The sequence below is a fragment of the Streptomyces sp. NPDC001401 genome (genome assembly GCF_042895385.1).
GTDB lineage: Bacteria > Actinomycetota > Actinomycetes > Streptomycetales > Streptomycetaceae > Streptomyces.
Map to the genome: position 1 here is coordinate 250166 of NZ_JBIAWI010000012.1, position 14763 is coordinate 264928.

A 14763-nucleotide genomic window follows, 5' to 3' on the forward strand; every position below is an offset into this window, starting at 1 on the left:
CCATCCCGTGACGGAAGGCACCACCTCCGCCGCTGCCGAGGGTGCAGACACCCTTACCCGCCTGGAGCAGGAGGGCGAGATCGCGGCGGACTACCTCGAGGGTCTGCTGGACATCGCCGATCTCGACGGCGACATCGACATGGACGTCGAGGCCGACCGCGCCGCTGTCTCGATCATCAGCGACTCCGGCGGCCGCGACCTGCAGAAGCTGGTCGGCCGCGACGGTGAGGTGCTGGAGGCGCTTCAGGAGCTCACGCGCCTGGCCGTGCACCGGGAGACCGGGGACCGCAGTCGGCTGATGCTGGATATCGGCGGCTACCGCGCCAAGAAGCGTGCCGAGCTTTCCGAGCTGGGTGCGAAGGCGGCCGCCGAGGTCAGGAACACCGGCGAGCCCGTGAAGATGAAGCCGATGACGCCGTTCGAGCGCAAGGTCGTGCATGACGCCGTCAAGGCCGCGGGCCTGCGCAGTGAGTCCGAGGGCGAGGAGCCGCAGCGCTTCGTCGTCGTGCTCCCGGCCTGATCGGTCCGTACGTTCCTCCGGCCCCGTCTGTAGCGCAGGCGGGGCCGAGTTTTGTCAGCCTGATAGTTCTGGTGGTCTCGGCGCTCGGTGCGCTGATGCGGTACGGAAGGACGGTCCCCCGTGACGGAGGCAGCGGAGCTTCCCCCTGCGCCCGAGCAGGCGCGCGAGGTGTTCGGCGATCGCTTCGCCGACGCGGTCCGCTATGCGGAGCTGCTTGCTGAGGCGGGTGTGCAGCGCGGTCTGATCGGCCCGCGTGAGGTGCCTCGTCTGTGGGAGCGGCACCTGCTGAACTGCGCGGTGCTTTCCGAGGTCGTGCCCGAGGGTGTGACCGTGTGCGACGTGGGCTCGGGTGCCGGCTTGCCGGGCATTCCCCTGGCGCTGGTCCGCGAGGACCTGAAGATCACGCTGCTGGAGCCTCTGCTTCGGCGTACGACCTTTCTCACCGAAGTCGTGGAGTTGCTGGGCCTGGACCATGTGACGGTTGTCCGTGGCCGTGCCGAGGAGGTCATGGGCAAGGTGCCGCCGGTGCATGTCGTGACGGCACGGGCCGTGGCCCCGCTGGACCGACTGGCCGCGTGGGGCATTCCGCTGCTGCGGCCGTACGGGGAGATGCTTGCGCTCAAGGGCGACACCGCCGAGGAGGAGCTCAAGAGTGCGGCCACGGCGCTCAGCAAGCTCGGTGCCGTGGAGACGTCCATCCTGCATGTGGGTGAAGGCGTGGTGGATCCTCTGTCCACGGTCGTGCGGGTCGTGGTCGGGGAGAGCCCAGGCGGTGTGCGCTTCGCGGCGAAGAAGGCCAAGGCTGCTCGGACGGGGCGGACACGTCGGCGCCGCTGATCCGCCTGACGACGAGACGTACTCCACACAAGCTGCCAAACCTACGCACGCCGGAGTGTCGCGACAGTTCGGCCACTGCTGCTGTGCATCGTGTTTCACGTGAAACGTCGCTCACTGCTGCACGGCATCATCAGCCGCGGTCGCGCCGCGGCCGAACCCCGCGACCGTAAGCCTCTCGGTTCACTCGGAGAGGCGCCCGTATCCGACGGCATTCGGTCCCCCGTGAGGGGGGCCGAGTTGTCCACAGAGGTGGATTTCTCCACAGAACAACAGGCCTCACTGGTTCACGACCCCGAAGACATGGGAGGCTCTGTTCATTGCGAGCCTGAAGTCGAGGAGAGTGAATCCTTGCGGTCCGACGCCAACATCGCGGGACCGATGACCGATCCGGTCCCCGGTCCCCGTACCGAGTCGATGGGGGAGGATGTTTCACGTGAAACACCGCCTCCGATGGACGACACTCCGATCGGTCGTGCTGCCCAACTGGCGGTGGAGGCTCTGGGCCGCGCCGGCGAGGGCCTGCCACGGCCTGAGCAGACACGCGTCATGGTGGTCGCCAACCAGAAGGGCGGTGTGGGCAAGACGACGACAACCGTCAATCTTGCCGCTTCCCTGGCCCTGCATGGCGGCCGTGTCCTGGTGATCGATCTCGACCCTCAGGGCAACGCATCCACTGCGCTGGGGATCGACCATCACGCCGAAGTCCCGTCCATCTACGACGTCCTGGTCGAAAGCAAGCCCCTCGCGGAGGTCGTCCAGCCGGTCCCCGATGTCGAGGGTCTCTTCTGCGCCCCCGCCACGATCGATCTCGCCGGTGCGGAGATCGAGTTGGTGTCCCTGGTGGCACGGGAGAGCCGGCTGCAGCGAGCCATCCAGGCCTATGAGCAGCCTCTGGATTACATCCTGATTGACTGTCCCCCGTCGCTCGGCCTGTTGACGGTCAATGCGCTGGTGGCCGGCGCGGAGGTCCTCATCCCGATCCAGTGCGAGTACTACGCGCTGGAGGGGCTGGGGCAGCTGCTGCGCAACGTCGACTTGGTGCGGGGCCATCTCAACCCTGCGCTGCATGTATCGACGATCCTGCTCACCATGTACGACGGTCGGACGCGTCTCGCGTCCCAGGTCGCGGACGAGGTGCGCAGCCACTTTGGCGACGAGGTGCTGCGGACGAGCATTCCCCGCTCGGTCCGCATCTCCGAGGCGCCGAGTTATGGGCAGACGGTGCTGACCTACGATCCGGGATCGAGTGGCGCCCTGTCTTATCTTGAGGCGGCACGAGAAATCGCGCTGAAGGGTGTCGGCGTGACATATGACGCGCCGCATGCCCACATTGGCGCCCAGAGTGATCCGAGCATGGTGGAGGGGATTCAGTGAGCGAGCGACGGAGGGGTTTGGGCCGTGGTCTCGGCGCACTGATCCCTGCTGCCCCGACGGAGAAGACACCGGCCCCGGCCGCGATGGGGGGCGCTGGTTCTGCGTCCCCGTCGGCGGTCCCGGTGCTGACCACCGACCGTGGGGTGGCAGCGGCGAAGGTGACAACACTGCCGCCTGTTTCACATGAAACCGAGGAGCCGTCGCTGAACGGCGTCGCGGAGGCGCCCGCGTCTCCCGTGGGTGCCCATTTCGCGGAGCTCCCTCTCGACTCCATCACGCCGAACCCGCGTCAGCCGCGTGAGGTCTTCGACGAGGACGCGCTGCAGGAACTCGTCACCTCCATCAAGGAGGTAGGTCTCCTCCAGCCGGTCGTCGTACGGCAGTTGGGCCCCTCCCGCTACGAGCTCATCATGGGCGAGCGGCGCTGGCGGGCCTGCCGTGAGGCGGGGCTCGAGGCCATCCCGGCGATCGTGCGGGCCACGGAGGACGAGAAGCTCCTTCTGGACGCCCTCCTGGAGAACCTGCATCGGGCGCAGCTGAACCCGCTGGAAGAGGCCGCCGCCTACGACCAGCTCCTGAAGGACTTCAACTGCACGCACGACCAGCTGGCCGACCGGATCGGTCGTTCCCGGCCCCAGGTCTCCAACACCCTGCGTCTGCTGAAGCTCTCGCCGGCGGTTCAGCGCCGGGTGGCCGCCGGGGTTCTCTCCGCCGGTCATGCGAGGGCACTGCTCTCCGTCGAGGACTCGGAGGAGCAGGACCGGCTGGCCCATCGGATCGTGGCCGAGGGACTGTCCGTGCGGGCCGTCGAGGAGATCGTGACCCTCATGGGCTCGCGGCCGCAGACGGCTCAGCGGTCCAAGGGCCCCCGGGCCGGGGCCCGGGTTTCCCCGGCGCTGACCGACCTCGCGACCCGTCTCTCGGACCGTTTCGAGACCCGGGTGAAGGTCGACCTGGGGCAGAAGAAGGGCAAGATCACCGTCGAGTTCGCCTCCATGGAGGACCTTGAGCGGATTCTCAGCAGCCTTGCGCCCGGAGAGGGACCGGTCCTGCAGAAGAGCCTTTTGGAGGACGATTCCGAGGACCTCGAGGCCTAGACATCCTGTGGCCGACTGGGCGGTTTCGCTCGGTAGGCCGAGAGAGTGGGTCGTGTCCGGTGTGTACCGGAACACGGCCCGCTCTTTGCTTTCAGGCGGTATCGATGGAATCGCTTCGTGGATACGATGCGTTCGGGTATGGCGCATCCACCTGGCAGTACCTCTGAGAGGAGGCAGGGGCCATGCGAACGATGAGCCGCACCGGACTGGTGAGCGCGGGCCTGGGACTGGGCGCGGTCGGCGGCTTCGTCGGCAGCCTGCTCAGGGAACGGAGCGCTCTGACAGCCGCCCGCGACGCTGCGGGCGAAGGAAGCGAGGAACAGCCTTCATGGGGCGTCGGCTCGTACCGCTCACGCTGGACAACCTTCAGGACCTTCCCAAACGCTGTCGCGCGTGTGTCTTCTGGGAGCTGGACCCAGTCAGCGGTGAGGCCGCGGTAAAGGCGGGCACGCCCGCCTTGGAGAAGGAAGCGTGGATCTCGGCGGTCCTGCTGGACTGGGGGTCCTGCGGCCGGGTCGTCTACGTCGACGATGTACCGGTGGGCTTCGTCCTGTACGCCCCTCCGGCCTACGTTCCGCGCTCTACCGCCTTTCCCACGAGCCCTGTCTCACCGGACGCGGTACAGCTGATGACCTCGTTCATCATGCCGGGCTATCAGGGGCAGGGTCTCGGGCGGGTCATGGTCCAGACGGTCGCCAAGGATCTGTTGCGACGGGGCTTCAAAGCAATCGAGGCCTTCGGGGACGCACGGTGGAAGGAACCCGCGTGTGTCTTGCCGGCCGACCATCTCCTGGCCGTGGGCTTCAAGACGGTCCGCCCTCACCCGACTTACCCCCGTCTGAGGCTGGAGCTGCGGACGACGCTCTCCTGGAAGGAAGACGTGGAGATGGCGCTCGACCGGCTGCTGGGGGCTGTACAGAAGGAGCCGGTGCTGAGGCCGCTGTGAAAAGCGTCCGGACAAGCGAATGGGCCAACCCCCTGCGGGGTTGGCCCATTCGTGTTTCACGTGAAACATGCGCCGTCGGCTCGACGGCTTCGCCGGCTACTCGGCGATGAAGTCCTCGAGGTCGCGGACGATCGCGGCCTTCGGCTTCGCCCCGACGATGGTCTTGGCGACCTCGCCACCCTGGTAGACGTTCAGCGTCGGGATGGACATGACGCCGTACTTGGCGGCCGTACCCGGGTTCTCGTCGATGTTGAGCTTGACGATCTCGATCTTGTCGCCGTACTCGGCGGCGATCGCCTCGAGGGACGGCGCGATCTGGCGGCACGGACCGCACCAGGCGGCCCAGAAGTCCACCAGTACGGGCTTGTCGCTCTTGAGGACGTCCTGCTCGAAGGAGTCGTCGGTCACATTCTTCAGGGTGCCGGCCACGGCGGGCTCCTTAACTGGTTGGTGCGTGGGGCGGATGGGGGTCAGACAGAGGTCTTCTCGGGCTCGGCCTGCTCCTCGTCCGCAAGGGCAGCGAGGAAGCGCTCGGCGTCGAGCGCGGAGGAGCAGCCGGTGCCGGCCGCGGTGATGGCCTGGCGGTAGGTGTGGTCGACCACGTCACCGGCGGCGAAGACTCCGGTGAGGTTGGTGCGGGTCGAGGGGGAGGCGACCTTGAGGTAGCCCTCCTCGTCGAGGTCGAGCTGGCCCTTGAAGAGTTCGGTGCGCGGGTCGTGGCCGATTGCGATGAACAGGCCGGTGACCGCCAGGTCCGAGAGTTCGCCGGTCTTCAGGTTGCGCAGCTTCAGACCCGAGAGCTTGGGGTCGCCCTGGATCTCGGCGACCTCGCTGTCCCACACGAACTTGATCTTCGGGTCGGCGAAGGCGCGCTCCTGCATCGCCTTGGAGGCGCGCAGGGTGTCCCGGCGGTGGACGATCGTCACGGACTTGGCGAAGCGGGAGAGGAAGGTGGCCTCCTCCATCGCGGTGTCGCCGCCGCCGATCACGGCGATGTCCTGGTCCTTGAAGAAGAAGCCGTCACAGGTGGCGCACCAGGAGACACCGCGGCCGGAGAGAGCGTCCTCGTTCGGCAGGCCGAGCTTGCGGTGCTGGGAGCCGGTGGTGACGATGACGGCCTTCGCCTTGTGCACGGTGCCGGCGGTGTCGGTGACGGTCTTGATCTCACCGGTCAGATCGACGGAGACGATGTCGTCCGGGACGAGCTCGGCACCGAAGCGCTCGGCCTGGGCACGCATGTTGTCCATGAGCTCGGGGCCCATGATGCCGTCCCGGAAGCCGGGGAAGTTCTCCACGTCGGTGGTGTTCATCAGCGCGCCACCGGCGGTGACGGCGCCCTCGAACACCAGCGGCTTCAGCGACGCGCGCGCGGTGTAGAGCGCCGCCGTGTAGCCGGCGGGCCCGGAGCCGATGATGATCACGTTTCGGACGTCGCTCACGGCTTGTTTCCTCGTCTCTGGACTGCGTCGTCGGACCGGGGGAGCCCCTCTCAGAACTCTCACCCCACCCAACGGATCCTAAGGGGCGCGCATTCCCACTGTGTCCGGGCACACGGAGACGCGACACGGTACGGGATACCACGCAGGACTGAGACGAAGAATGTGCGTTCAGGGACGTGTGTAGGAGTGCGTCAGGAGAACCTTCGCCTTGGCGGAGGACGCATGACTCACACAGCTCGCATCCACGATGTATGCGGTCACCTTGGTGCTGGCGGAGGCGTCGGACATGACCACGAGCAGGACGTCCGTCCTCTTGTAGGTGCCTTGCTTCGTCGCGAGCGCAGGGTCGGTGCGCCCGATGCCGTTGCGGACACAGTCCGGGACCGTGGGCGCCTTGAAGACCTTGGGCTGGTTGGTGCCGCCCTCCACACCGAGACTGTGCGGAGCATGGGAGCCGCTGCCCGAGCCCTGGCTCTTGAGGAGATCGGTGACCTGTCCCTCCAGCTTGGCCTCCGAGAAAGTGTCCGCGGCGCGGCCCTGGGCCTCGGAAGCGGGCGGTTTCCCGTCGTTCAGGGACGACAGCAGCACGGAACCGAAGCCCAGTGCGGCGACGGTGAAGACGGTACCCAGGATGGCGACCCTGCGGCGGCCACCCCTCTTGCGCTGCTTGCGACCCGGTCCTGTGGTGGAGGCACGGGAATGTCCCGCCGGGCGGTCTGCCGTTGCCGATGTTTCACGTGAAACACGCGCGCTGTTGCCGGTGTCGTCCATGGAACGGGCAACCTCGACGAGCGCCGGGGCGTCCGTGTCGTCGGGTGCCGTCGCGTTCAGCAGTGCCTCGGCCGCGAGGGCGGCATCAATCCGGCCTGCAACATCGGCGGGCATGCGTGTCGGGCCCGGCACCGAACCGAGCAGCCCTCGGATCTCCTCCAGCGATGCGTGCACATCCGCGCAGAGTTCGCACTCGTCCAGGTGCCGTCGTACGTCGGCGGTCCGGGACGGCGGAAGCAGCCCTTCGGTGAGGTCGGAGATTTCGGTGACGTCCGGGTGTCCGGCCATGTCCGTCGTGGATGTCACGCTCGCCCACCTCCGCCCTTCACAGCAGCTGAATCGCTTGGCCCCGTATCCGGCCCTGTACCGCGTGGACCGGCAGTCGGCGGTCCCGCTGCCGGTGGGACGGATGTCCCCTGAGTCCGGTTCCGCCCCTGGCCCTGTTCCTTGTCGCCACCGGCGTTTGCCGGCCGTAGATGGGTGAGGAGCGGCAGGAGTCTGGCTCTGCCGCGGGCGCAGCGGCTCTTCACGGTGCCGGTCGGGACATCGAGCACACGCGCGGCTTCGGCGACGGGGTATCCCTGCATGTCGACGAGGACGAGGGCGGCGCGCTGGTCGGGTGGCAGGGTGCCCAGCGCCTCCAACAGCTGCCGGTGCAGATCGTTGCGCTCCGCGGGAGCGGATGCCTCCTCGTGCGGCTCCAGCAGTTGCTCCAGCCGCTCGGTGTCGTCGACCGGGGACGTCTTGCGCGAGGCAGCCTTGCGGGCGCGGTCGAGGCAGGCGTTCACCGTGATCCGGTGCAGCCACGTCGTGACGGCCGACTGCCCCCGGAAGGTGTGGGCGGCCCGGTAGGCGGACACAAGAGCGTCCTGAACGGCGTCAGCGGCCTCCTCGCGGTCCCCCAGCGTTCGCAGGGCCACCGCCCACAGACGGTCACGATGACGCCGCACAAGCTCGCCGAAGGCGTCCGGGTCGCCTTCTACATGGCGGGCCAGGAGGTCCTGATCGCTTGCGTCGCCGTATGCGGTGTCATTTGCCATCGGACCCCCTCCCCTTGGATGCGGTGTTTTCTCAGCCGGTGAACTTCACTTCGGTGATGGCCTGCTTGTAGCCGGCGCCGGTGTAGGCACTCGGGTCCGAGCCCGAGTACGGCACGGCGGTGAGCCACACGAGGACGTACTGCGTCTTCACCGACTTGGAGATCTTCACCGTCGCGGTGGTTCCATTCGTCGTGATGCTGCCGACCTTCGTCATGTCACTCAGCGACGACGGTGTCAGTGAGTCGGCAGAGTACAGGTCGACGGTGGTGTGATTGCCGGCGTAGCGGAGCCCGATGGTTGCCGCGGTGAGCTTCTGGCTCGAGCCGAGGTCGTAGATGATTCCCACGCCAGGCTTGTACGGCGCGAGAGCCGGGCCCTCTATGAAGGTGTTGGTCTTCCAGTACGTGGACGTTTTGCCGTCGTACGTCTTCTCGACGTCATTGGGGTGCTGGGCATCGCCCTTGGCGACGAACTCCTGAGACCCGTGGATCCCAAGGGCTTTGGACGGCTTGGTGCTGTCGCCGTTCTTGTCGTGTCCGTCGTTCGTCTGTGTGTTGTTGGTGTCGTCGGACTTGCCGCCGCTGTCCATGAGCGCGTCCGCGAGTTGCCAGCTACCGAGGCCCAGGGCGGCGATGAGGAGGGCCGATACGGCCCACTTCAGAGCCTTGCCGGTGCGGCTCTGCAGCGGGGCCGGAGGAGCCGGCACCGGCTGGGTGGCGCCGGGGTGCGGTGCCGGGCGGCCGTATGTGCCCTGCTGATACGTGGTGCGCTGGTACTCCGGTGGTGCGGTGAACGCGGGCTCCGGCGGGCGGATGCGGGGCATCTCGCCGATCGCCTTCACCAGCTCCTCCGGCGTCGTGCACGGGGACTCGTGACGGGAGGCGGTCGCCCCGTCGTTGACGAGCGCCCGCATGGAGAGCTCGGACAGACCGCGGTGGACTCCGGCCCGCACCTGGTCGGGCGCGATCAGACCGACGTCCTTGGGCAGCCCCGACAGACCGTAGGCGTCGCTCTCGTACGGCCAGCGCTGGGTGAGCCCTGCGTACAGGAGCGCGCCGACGGACTCCGTGTCGGTGCGCTGCGGGGTGTCGGAACTGATGCCGCGCAGCGCGGCGTTCACAGCGAGGCCACGGATGCGCCACTGGCCGCTGGAGGTGCGCAGCACGGCGTTGGGGTTGAGCCGCAGATGGGCCAGACCCTCGCGGTGCGCCGCAGCCATCGCGGAGGCGATCTGACTGACCATCTGGTAGGCGTCGTGCGGCTCCAGCGGGCCGGAGGCGAGCAGCGCGGTCAACTCGACGGCGTCGGGCAGCCACTCATGGACGACGTAGACGAGGTCGTTCTCCTCGACGGCGTCCAGCACCTGGACGAAGCGGGGATCACCGAGCAGCGCCGAGGAACGGGCCGCTGCCAGCACCGAACGTGCCCGTGAATGGTCAGCGGGCAGGAGGTGGACGCCGACGGCGCGGCGAAGCTTTTCGTCCACGGCACGCCAACTGCTGAATCCGTCCAGACGGGTGACGCACTCCTCGAGCCGGTACCGTCTGGCGAGTTTGTGGCCGCTGTGCAGCTCCGGTGGTGAGGCCTTCCCGGGACCCTCGGTCCCGCCACTCCCCTGTGCCTCGTCGATCTCCGTGTCCCGCTCCCGGTTCTGGGCCACCCCGTCGGCCGTGGACTGGTCCGCCTCTGCGGTCAGCGGTTCGTCGCCGCTGTTGTCTGCCACGTCGACGGCAGCCGTGCTCCGTTCCGCCACCGTCGTTCCTGCCTCCCCATTCATTGCGCGCCGATCAACATCCGTGCGCGCCGTCCGACGCCGAAACCAATTGTGCCCACAGTCCGCCGCTATGCACGACACACGGTGGCGGACGATGGTTGTGCGCGTACCCCCGCGTCAGCGTCCCAGACGCCCGCGGACCATGCCGACCAGCGAGTTCAGCTCCTCGATACGCATCTTGCGGGCGGCCAAGAAGAAGATCCCGAGCAGGACCACGCCGCCGGCCAGCAGGGCCGCGAGGGATCCGACGACGCCCTGGCCGAGCGTGTGGCCGATCTCGTAGCAGGCAGCGCCGCTGAGGGCCGCCGCGGGCACCGAGGCGATGCAGAGCCTGGCGTACGTCCGCAGGACGCGGGCACCGTCCAGATCGCCGCCCAGCCGCTTGCGCAGCCGGTTCCAGGCGACGCCGACACCGATCGCGTAGGCGAGGCCGTACGAGGCGGCCATGCCGGCCACGGCCCAGCGGGGCGGCAGCACGACGTAACACAGGGCCGAGGCGCCCGCGTTGACCGCGGCCACGATCACCGTGTTGTAGAAGGGCGTGCGGGTGTCCTCGTAGGCGTAGAACGCGCGCAGGACGACGTACTGCACGGAGTACGGGATCAGGCCGAGGGCGAAGGCCATCAGCATGAAGCCCATGTTGGTGGCCTCGCTGATGCCCGAGGAGCCGAAGATCAGCGTGCACATCGGAATGCCCAGGGCGAGGAAACCGAAGGCGATCGGCACGATGGCGACGGCCGTGGTGCGCAGGCCCTGGGAGATGTCGTCACGGACGGCGCCGCCGTCGTCCTCCGCCGCCGAACGTGAGATGCGCGGCAGCAGGGCGGCCATCAAGGAGACGGTGATGATGGCCTGCGGCAGGCCCCAGATCAGCTGGGCGTTGGCGTAGGCGGCGAAGCCGGTGCCGTCGACGGGCGAGGCCTTGCCGGCCGAGGTGGACAGCTGCGAGACGACGATGGCGCCGGCCTGGTTGGCGAGAACGAACAGGACGGTCCACTTGGCGAGCGTCACGGCCTTGCCGAGTCCGTGGCCCCTCCAGTCGAACCGCAGCCGCAGCCGGAACCCGGTTTCGCGCAGGTACGGGATCATCGCCAGCGCCTGGACGACGAGGCCGAGCAGAACACCGATACCGAGGAGCCGCTGGCCCTCCGGCGGGATGTTCGTGACCTTCATGCCGGAGTCGGCCGCGGTGCCGTACACCCACATGAACATGCCGAGCGTCACGATGATGACGATGTTGTTCAGGACCGGGGTCCACATCATGGCGCCGAACTTCCCGCGGGCGTTGAGGATCTGCCCCATCACCACGTGGACGCCCATGAAGAAGATCGAGGGCAGGAAGTAGCGGACGAAGGTGATGCCGACCTCGTTGGCCGCCGGATCGCTGGCCACCGAGTCCGACAGCAGGCGGATCAGGAGCGGCGCGCCGAAGACTGCGAGGACCGTGAGCGCGCCCAGCGCCACCATGACCAGAGTCAGCAGACGGTTGGCGTAAGCCTCGCCACCGTCCTCGTCCTCCTTCATGGCGCGCACGAGCTGCGGCACGAACACCGAGTTGAGTCCGCCCCCGACGGTGAGGATGTAGATCATTGTGGGCAGCTGGTAGGCGACCTGGAAGGTGTCACCGAGCAGGCCGACGCCCAGGGCCGAGACGATCAGTGCGGAGCGGATGAAGCCGGTCAGGCGGGAGACCATCGTGCCCGCCGCCATCACGGCGCTCGACTTGAGCAGGCCCCCGCCGCGCCCGCCCTTCTTCGCCGGGGCCACAGAAGCTGCTGAGGGCGCCGGAGCCGCGGCAGGAGTGGCGCCGAGGTTCATGGTCTGGTCGGTCGCGGGCGTGGAAGCCGCCGCAGCCTGGTACGGCGGTGTCGGCGACGACGCGCCCGGGGCGGCTGCCGGGCCAGGCACCGAAGGGGGATCCGACGGCAGGTATCCGCCGTTCTGCTGCTGGTCCCGGAAGAGATGCGCGAAGGCGTCCGGCTCGTGGCGCTCCTCCCCGGCCCCGGTGACCAGGTCGTCGACGCCCACGTACTGGGTCGTGCGGGGATCGTCGCCGTACGGCAGGTACTGGCTCGGGCCGTCCGGCTCCGGCGCCGGCGTCTGGGCCCACACCTGAGGGTCGGGGGCGTACGGAGACTGAGGCGGCTGGCCGTACAGCGGTTGCTGCGGTGGGTAGGCGCCGGGGGGCGGCGGGGGGTGCGCGGCGCGGTCGTAGAGGGCCTCGGCGACCGGATCCTGTGCGGAGAGGTCCTGAGCCCGGTAGGGGTCCTGGTCGTAGGCGTCCTGGAGGTACATGTCGGCGGGGGGCTGCGGCGGGACCTGGCCGTGCTCGGGCGGCGGGCCCTCGGGGGGGCCCGAGCTGCCCGCGGCCTGGCCGCGGTCACCGTCGTACGGCGCGTTCATGGTTACCCCACCTCATCGTCCCGGGCCCACCGGCCACGACATCCTCAACGGTCCACTCTCTCACCCGTGCCGGACGGGTCGGCGCTTTCCGGTGCGGTGTCCGGTGTCGGGTCACTCGGCTGCTCAGGGTCGTCTGCCCGGGCGTCGGTGCCGGACTCCTCCTTGAGACGGTCTTCGGGGCCTTCGGGGTTCTTCGGCCCGTCGGCGGGCTCGCCCGCCTCGTCGGGACCGTCCTCCTCGGCCTCACGGGCAGCCGCCCGCTTGCGCTGCGTGTACATGCGGAAGCCGGCGAGGACGAGCAGGAGGAAGCCGCCGCCGATGACCAGCATCACGGTGGCCGTGAACTCGGTGACCTTGACGTCGAAGGTGACGGCGTTGCCGTACTCCTGGCCGTCCTCCGTGTACAGCTGGGCGACCACTGTCGCCTGGCCGTTGGCCTTGGCCGACGTGGTGAACTTCACCGTCTGGCTGTGCCCGCCGGAGACCGTGACGGGTTGCTCTTGGTAGGCGTGGCCGCCGATCTGGAGGCGAGTGGGGCTCGTCGAGGTGAGGCGCAGCGTCAGGTGCTGGACGCCCTGCACCAGATTGTTCTGGACGGTCACGGGGATTGTGGCGCTGCGTCCGGAGAGCTTGGTGTCGGACTTGTCGATCAGCTTGACCTGGCTGGTCAGATCGGTGAGGTGGTTGTCCACGTCGCTGCGGAAGTTCGCCGCTTCGGTGGCGCGGCCGCGCCACGACGTGGACATCCCGCGGTTCATGGCCCGCCCGAATGGGGTCACCACGCGGGACTCGTCGCTGAGGATCACCTTGAAGTTGTCGAGCTCGTCCTGTGTGGTCGCGATCTGCTCGAAGGCCGAGCGCGGCAGCTCCTCCTTGCGCAGCGAGGAGGGGTACGCCGATGTCGACGGCACCCTCGTCGTGGCACCCGGGTCCGGCTTGGCCTTGGCGGCCGACGTGAGCTTCTGGGCCTCGGACCAGTTGCCGCCCTGGAGGGCCGCCAGCGCGTCCGCCATGGCCTGGGCCTGGTGCGTCGTCGGCATCCGCTGTGGGGCGACGACGATGCTGCGCTGCTTGTTCGACTGGAGGTTGAGCGCCAGGCTCTGGGCGAGGAACTGCTGCACGGCGAGGATGCCGTCAGACGCCGTCGTGAGGTCGCCCTGGAACGCCTTCGACAGGCGGGCGTCCGCGACCACCGCCGTGGTGCCGCCGCCGATCGGGCGGGCTGCGGACGGGGTGTAGGGCAGGCCGCCGGTCTCCTGGAGGCTGTCGCTGCGTGCGATCACCTGGTCGGCGCCGGCGGAGGTGGCGACCTTCACGATCGACGGGTCGACGGCGCCGTCCACGGGCCAGGCGAAGTCTGTGCTCGGCTTCACGTGGAGGATCGGCTCCACCGTGTTGGCGACGACATCGGTGGCCTCCTTGAGGTGGCTCAGCGACCCGGTCACGCTTGTGCCGTTGTGGGCGAGGGAGGCCAGGTCCGGGTCGGCGAAGGGCAGCGCGACGACCTCCTTGTCGGCCACCGCCTTCTGCAGCTCGGCGAGCCATTGCTTGGCGACCGCCTGGTGGGTGCCCGCCGTGGTGGTGTTGTTGTCGGCCCGGACCCGATAGCTGCGGGTCATCGCGTCGACGGAGGCCAGCAGGTCCGGGTCGATCACCCACGTGACGTCGAGGTTCTCGCCCAGCGACAGCATCTCGTCCAGGCGGCCGCCAGGGGAGATCTCCTTGGCGAGATCGTCATTGAGGAAGACCGGCGTCTGCTGCTCGTTCGATCCCGTCTCCGCCGTCATGTGGACGGTGGAGACGAGCGGCCACAGGAACGTCGTCTTCGTCTTCGTGTCGGCCTCGTCGGGCTGCCACGGCAGGAAGGTCCGCTGGATGCCGAGGACCTGGTTCCACGGCTGCGCGGACGTCTGACCGGACAGCGAGACGGCGAACTGGTAGACCCCGTCGTCGCCGAGGTCCAGCTTGTCGACCGGCACGGAGATGCTGAAGTGCTCGGCGACCCCCGGAGTGAGCTTGGAGAACTTCTCGACGTACTTCCCGCCGACCTCCGAGCCGGTCGCGCCCCGGACGCTGTCACTTTCCCTGGCGATGTCCTCGACGGCCGAGCGAGTGTTCAGCTGCGGGCCTACGTGCAGTCCTACGTGGGCGCCGGTGACAGCCTGCTTGCCGTTGTTGGTCACGGTGCCCGACACGGTCAGTGTGTCCCCGTCCGTGGGGACGCCGGGGCTGAGCGAGTCGAGGGCGACGGCCACGCCCGAGCCAGAAGCGTCTTTCAGCGAGGTCTGACCAGCGGCGTCCGCCAAAGGGGCGGAGGGCAGCTGGAGAAGGCCGGCCAGTAGAGGCGCCCCCGCGAGCAGTGCTCCGGTGCGCCGCAGCCACCGGCGGGCAGGTGAGGGATTCGTCCCCTGGAAGTCTGCCGCCTCGGCCACGCGCTCGCCCGTCCCTCGTCGTCGTCAGTGGTCGTCGGAATGTGCGTCCACGCATGGTAACGATGCGCGCTGAGCGGAAGTGCCGCGGACTGCCGCACAAGATCGGGAGGCAGGACCGACCTGTCCCGTA

General features: G+C 68.5%; 12 protein-coding genes. 5 read left to right on the forward strand and 7 right to left on the reverse strand.

Going from position 1 to position 14763, the window contains the following annotated elements:
• The first annotated feature begins 7 nt into the window (after positions 1 to 7).
• From ACFY10_RS34790 to ACFY10_RS34810, 5 genes are all read left to right on the forward strand, one after another.
• Positions 8 to 520 (forward strand): protein jag, encoded by a 513-nt coding sequence (locus tag ACFY10_RS34790; protein ID WP_390669217.1) that lies wholly within the window; start codon positions 8 to 10, stop codon positions 518 to 520.
• A gap of 120 nt (positions 521 to 640) precedes the next feature.
• On the forward strand, positions 641 to 1357 hold the full coding sequence (gene rsmG / locus ACFY10_RS34795) for a 16S rRNA (guanine(527)-N(7))-methyltransferase RsmG (protein WP_390669218.1): 717 nt from the start codon (positions 641 to 643) through the stop codon (positions 1355 to 1357).
• A 300-nt stretch (positions 1358 to 1657) separates the two neighbouring features.
• Positions 1658 to 2731, forward strand: coding sequence for a ParA family protein (locus ACFY10_RS34800; RefSeq protein ID WP_390669278.1), 1074 nt, complete (start codon positions 1658 to 1660; stop codon positions 2729 to 2731).
• Positions 2728 to 3828: a ParB/RepB/Spo0J family partition protein gene (locus tag ACFY10_RS34805; RefSeq protein ID WP_390669219.1), complete on the forward strand. Its 1101-nt coding sequence runs from the start codon at positions 2728 to 2730 to the stop codon at positions 3826 to 3828. The genes ACFY10_RS34800 and ACFY10_RS34805 overlap by 4 nt, the downstream gene beginning before the upstream one ends.
• 328 nt (positions 3829 to 4156) lie before the next feature.
• A complete protein-coding gene (locus ACFY10_RS34810; RefSeq protein ID WP_275779072.1) occupies positions 4157 to 4774 on the forward strand; it encodes a GNAT family N-acetyltransferase in 618 nt (205 codons plus the stop codon).
• A gap of 96 nt (positions 4775 to 4870) precedes the next feature.
• Here the strand turns inward: ACFY10_RS34810 and trxA are convergent, their stop codons facing one another.
• The 7 genes from trxA to ACFY10_RS34845 form a co-directional block, all read right to left on the reverse strand.
• A complete protein-coding gene (trxA, locus tag ACFY10_RS34815) occupies positions 4871 to 5203 on the reverse strand; it encodes a thioredoxin (protein ID WP_007383275.1) in 333 nt (110 codons plus the stop codon).
• Between the two features lie 41 nt (positions 5204 to 5244).
• Positions 5245 to 6213: a thioredoxin-disulfide reductase gene (gene trxB / locus ACFY10_RS34820; protein ID WP_390669220.1), complete on the reverse strand. Its 969-nt coding sequence runs from the start codon at positions 6211 to 6213 to the stop codon at positions 5245 to 5247.
• A 168-nt stretch (positions 6214 to 6381) separates the two neighbouring features.
• Complete coding sequence (locus tag ACFY10_RS34825; protein ID WP_390669221.1) at positions 6382 to 7290, reverse strand: anti-sigma factor family protein; 909 nt, start codon at positions 7288 to 7290, stop codon at positions 6382 to 6384.
• Positions 7287 to 8024, reverse strand: coding sequence for an RNA polymerase sigma factor SigM (sigM, locus tag ACFY10_RS34830; protein WP_390669222.1), 738 nt, complete (start codon positions 8022 to 8024; stop codon positions 7287 to 7289). The genes ACFY10_RS34825 and sigM overlap by 4 nt, the downstream gene beginning before the upstream one ends.
• A 31-nt stretch (positions 8025 to 8055) precedes the next feature.
• Positions 8056 to 9777, reverse strand: a complete 1722-nt coding sequence (locus ACFY10_RS34835; protein ID WP_390669223.1) for a serine/threonine protein kinase — start codon at positions 9775 to 9777, stop codon at positions 8056 to 8058.
• A gap of 138 nt (positions 9778 to 9915) precedes the next feature.
• A complete protein-coding gene (gene murJ / locus ACFY10_RS34840) occupies positions 9916 to 12201 on the reverse strand; it encodes a murein biosynthesis integral membrane protein MurJ (RefSeq protein ID WP_390669224.1) in 2286 nt (761 codons plus the stop codon).
• Between the two features lie 44 nt (positions 12202 to 12245).
• Positions 12246 to 14633, reverse strand: a complete 2388-nt coding sequence (locus ACFY10_RS34845) for a DUF6049 family protein (protein WP_390669225.1) — start codon at positions 14631 to 14633, stop codon at positions 12246 to 12248.
• Between the last annotated feature and the right edge of the window lie 130 nt (positions 14634 to 14763).

Bases quoted from the DNA above. Each gene is read 5' to 3' on its own strand.
- ACFY10_RS34800 (WP_390669278.1), top strand. From the start codon at position 1,658: ATGGGAGGCTCTGTTCATTGCGAGCCTGAAGTCGAGGAGAGTGAATCC.
- ACFY10_RS34810 (WP_275779072.1), top strand. From the start codon at position 4,157: ATGGGGCGTCGGCTCGTACCGCTCACGCTGGACAACCTTCAGGACCTT.
- murJ (WP_390669224.1), bottom strand. From the start codon at position 12,201: ATGAACGCGCCGTACGACGGTGACCGCGGCCAGGCCGCGGGCAGCTCG.
- sigM (WP_390669222.1), bottom strand. From the start codon at position 8,024: ATGGCAAATGACACCGCATACGGCGACGCAAGCGATCAGGACCTCCTG.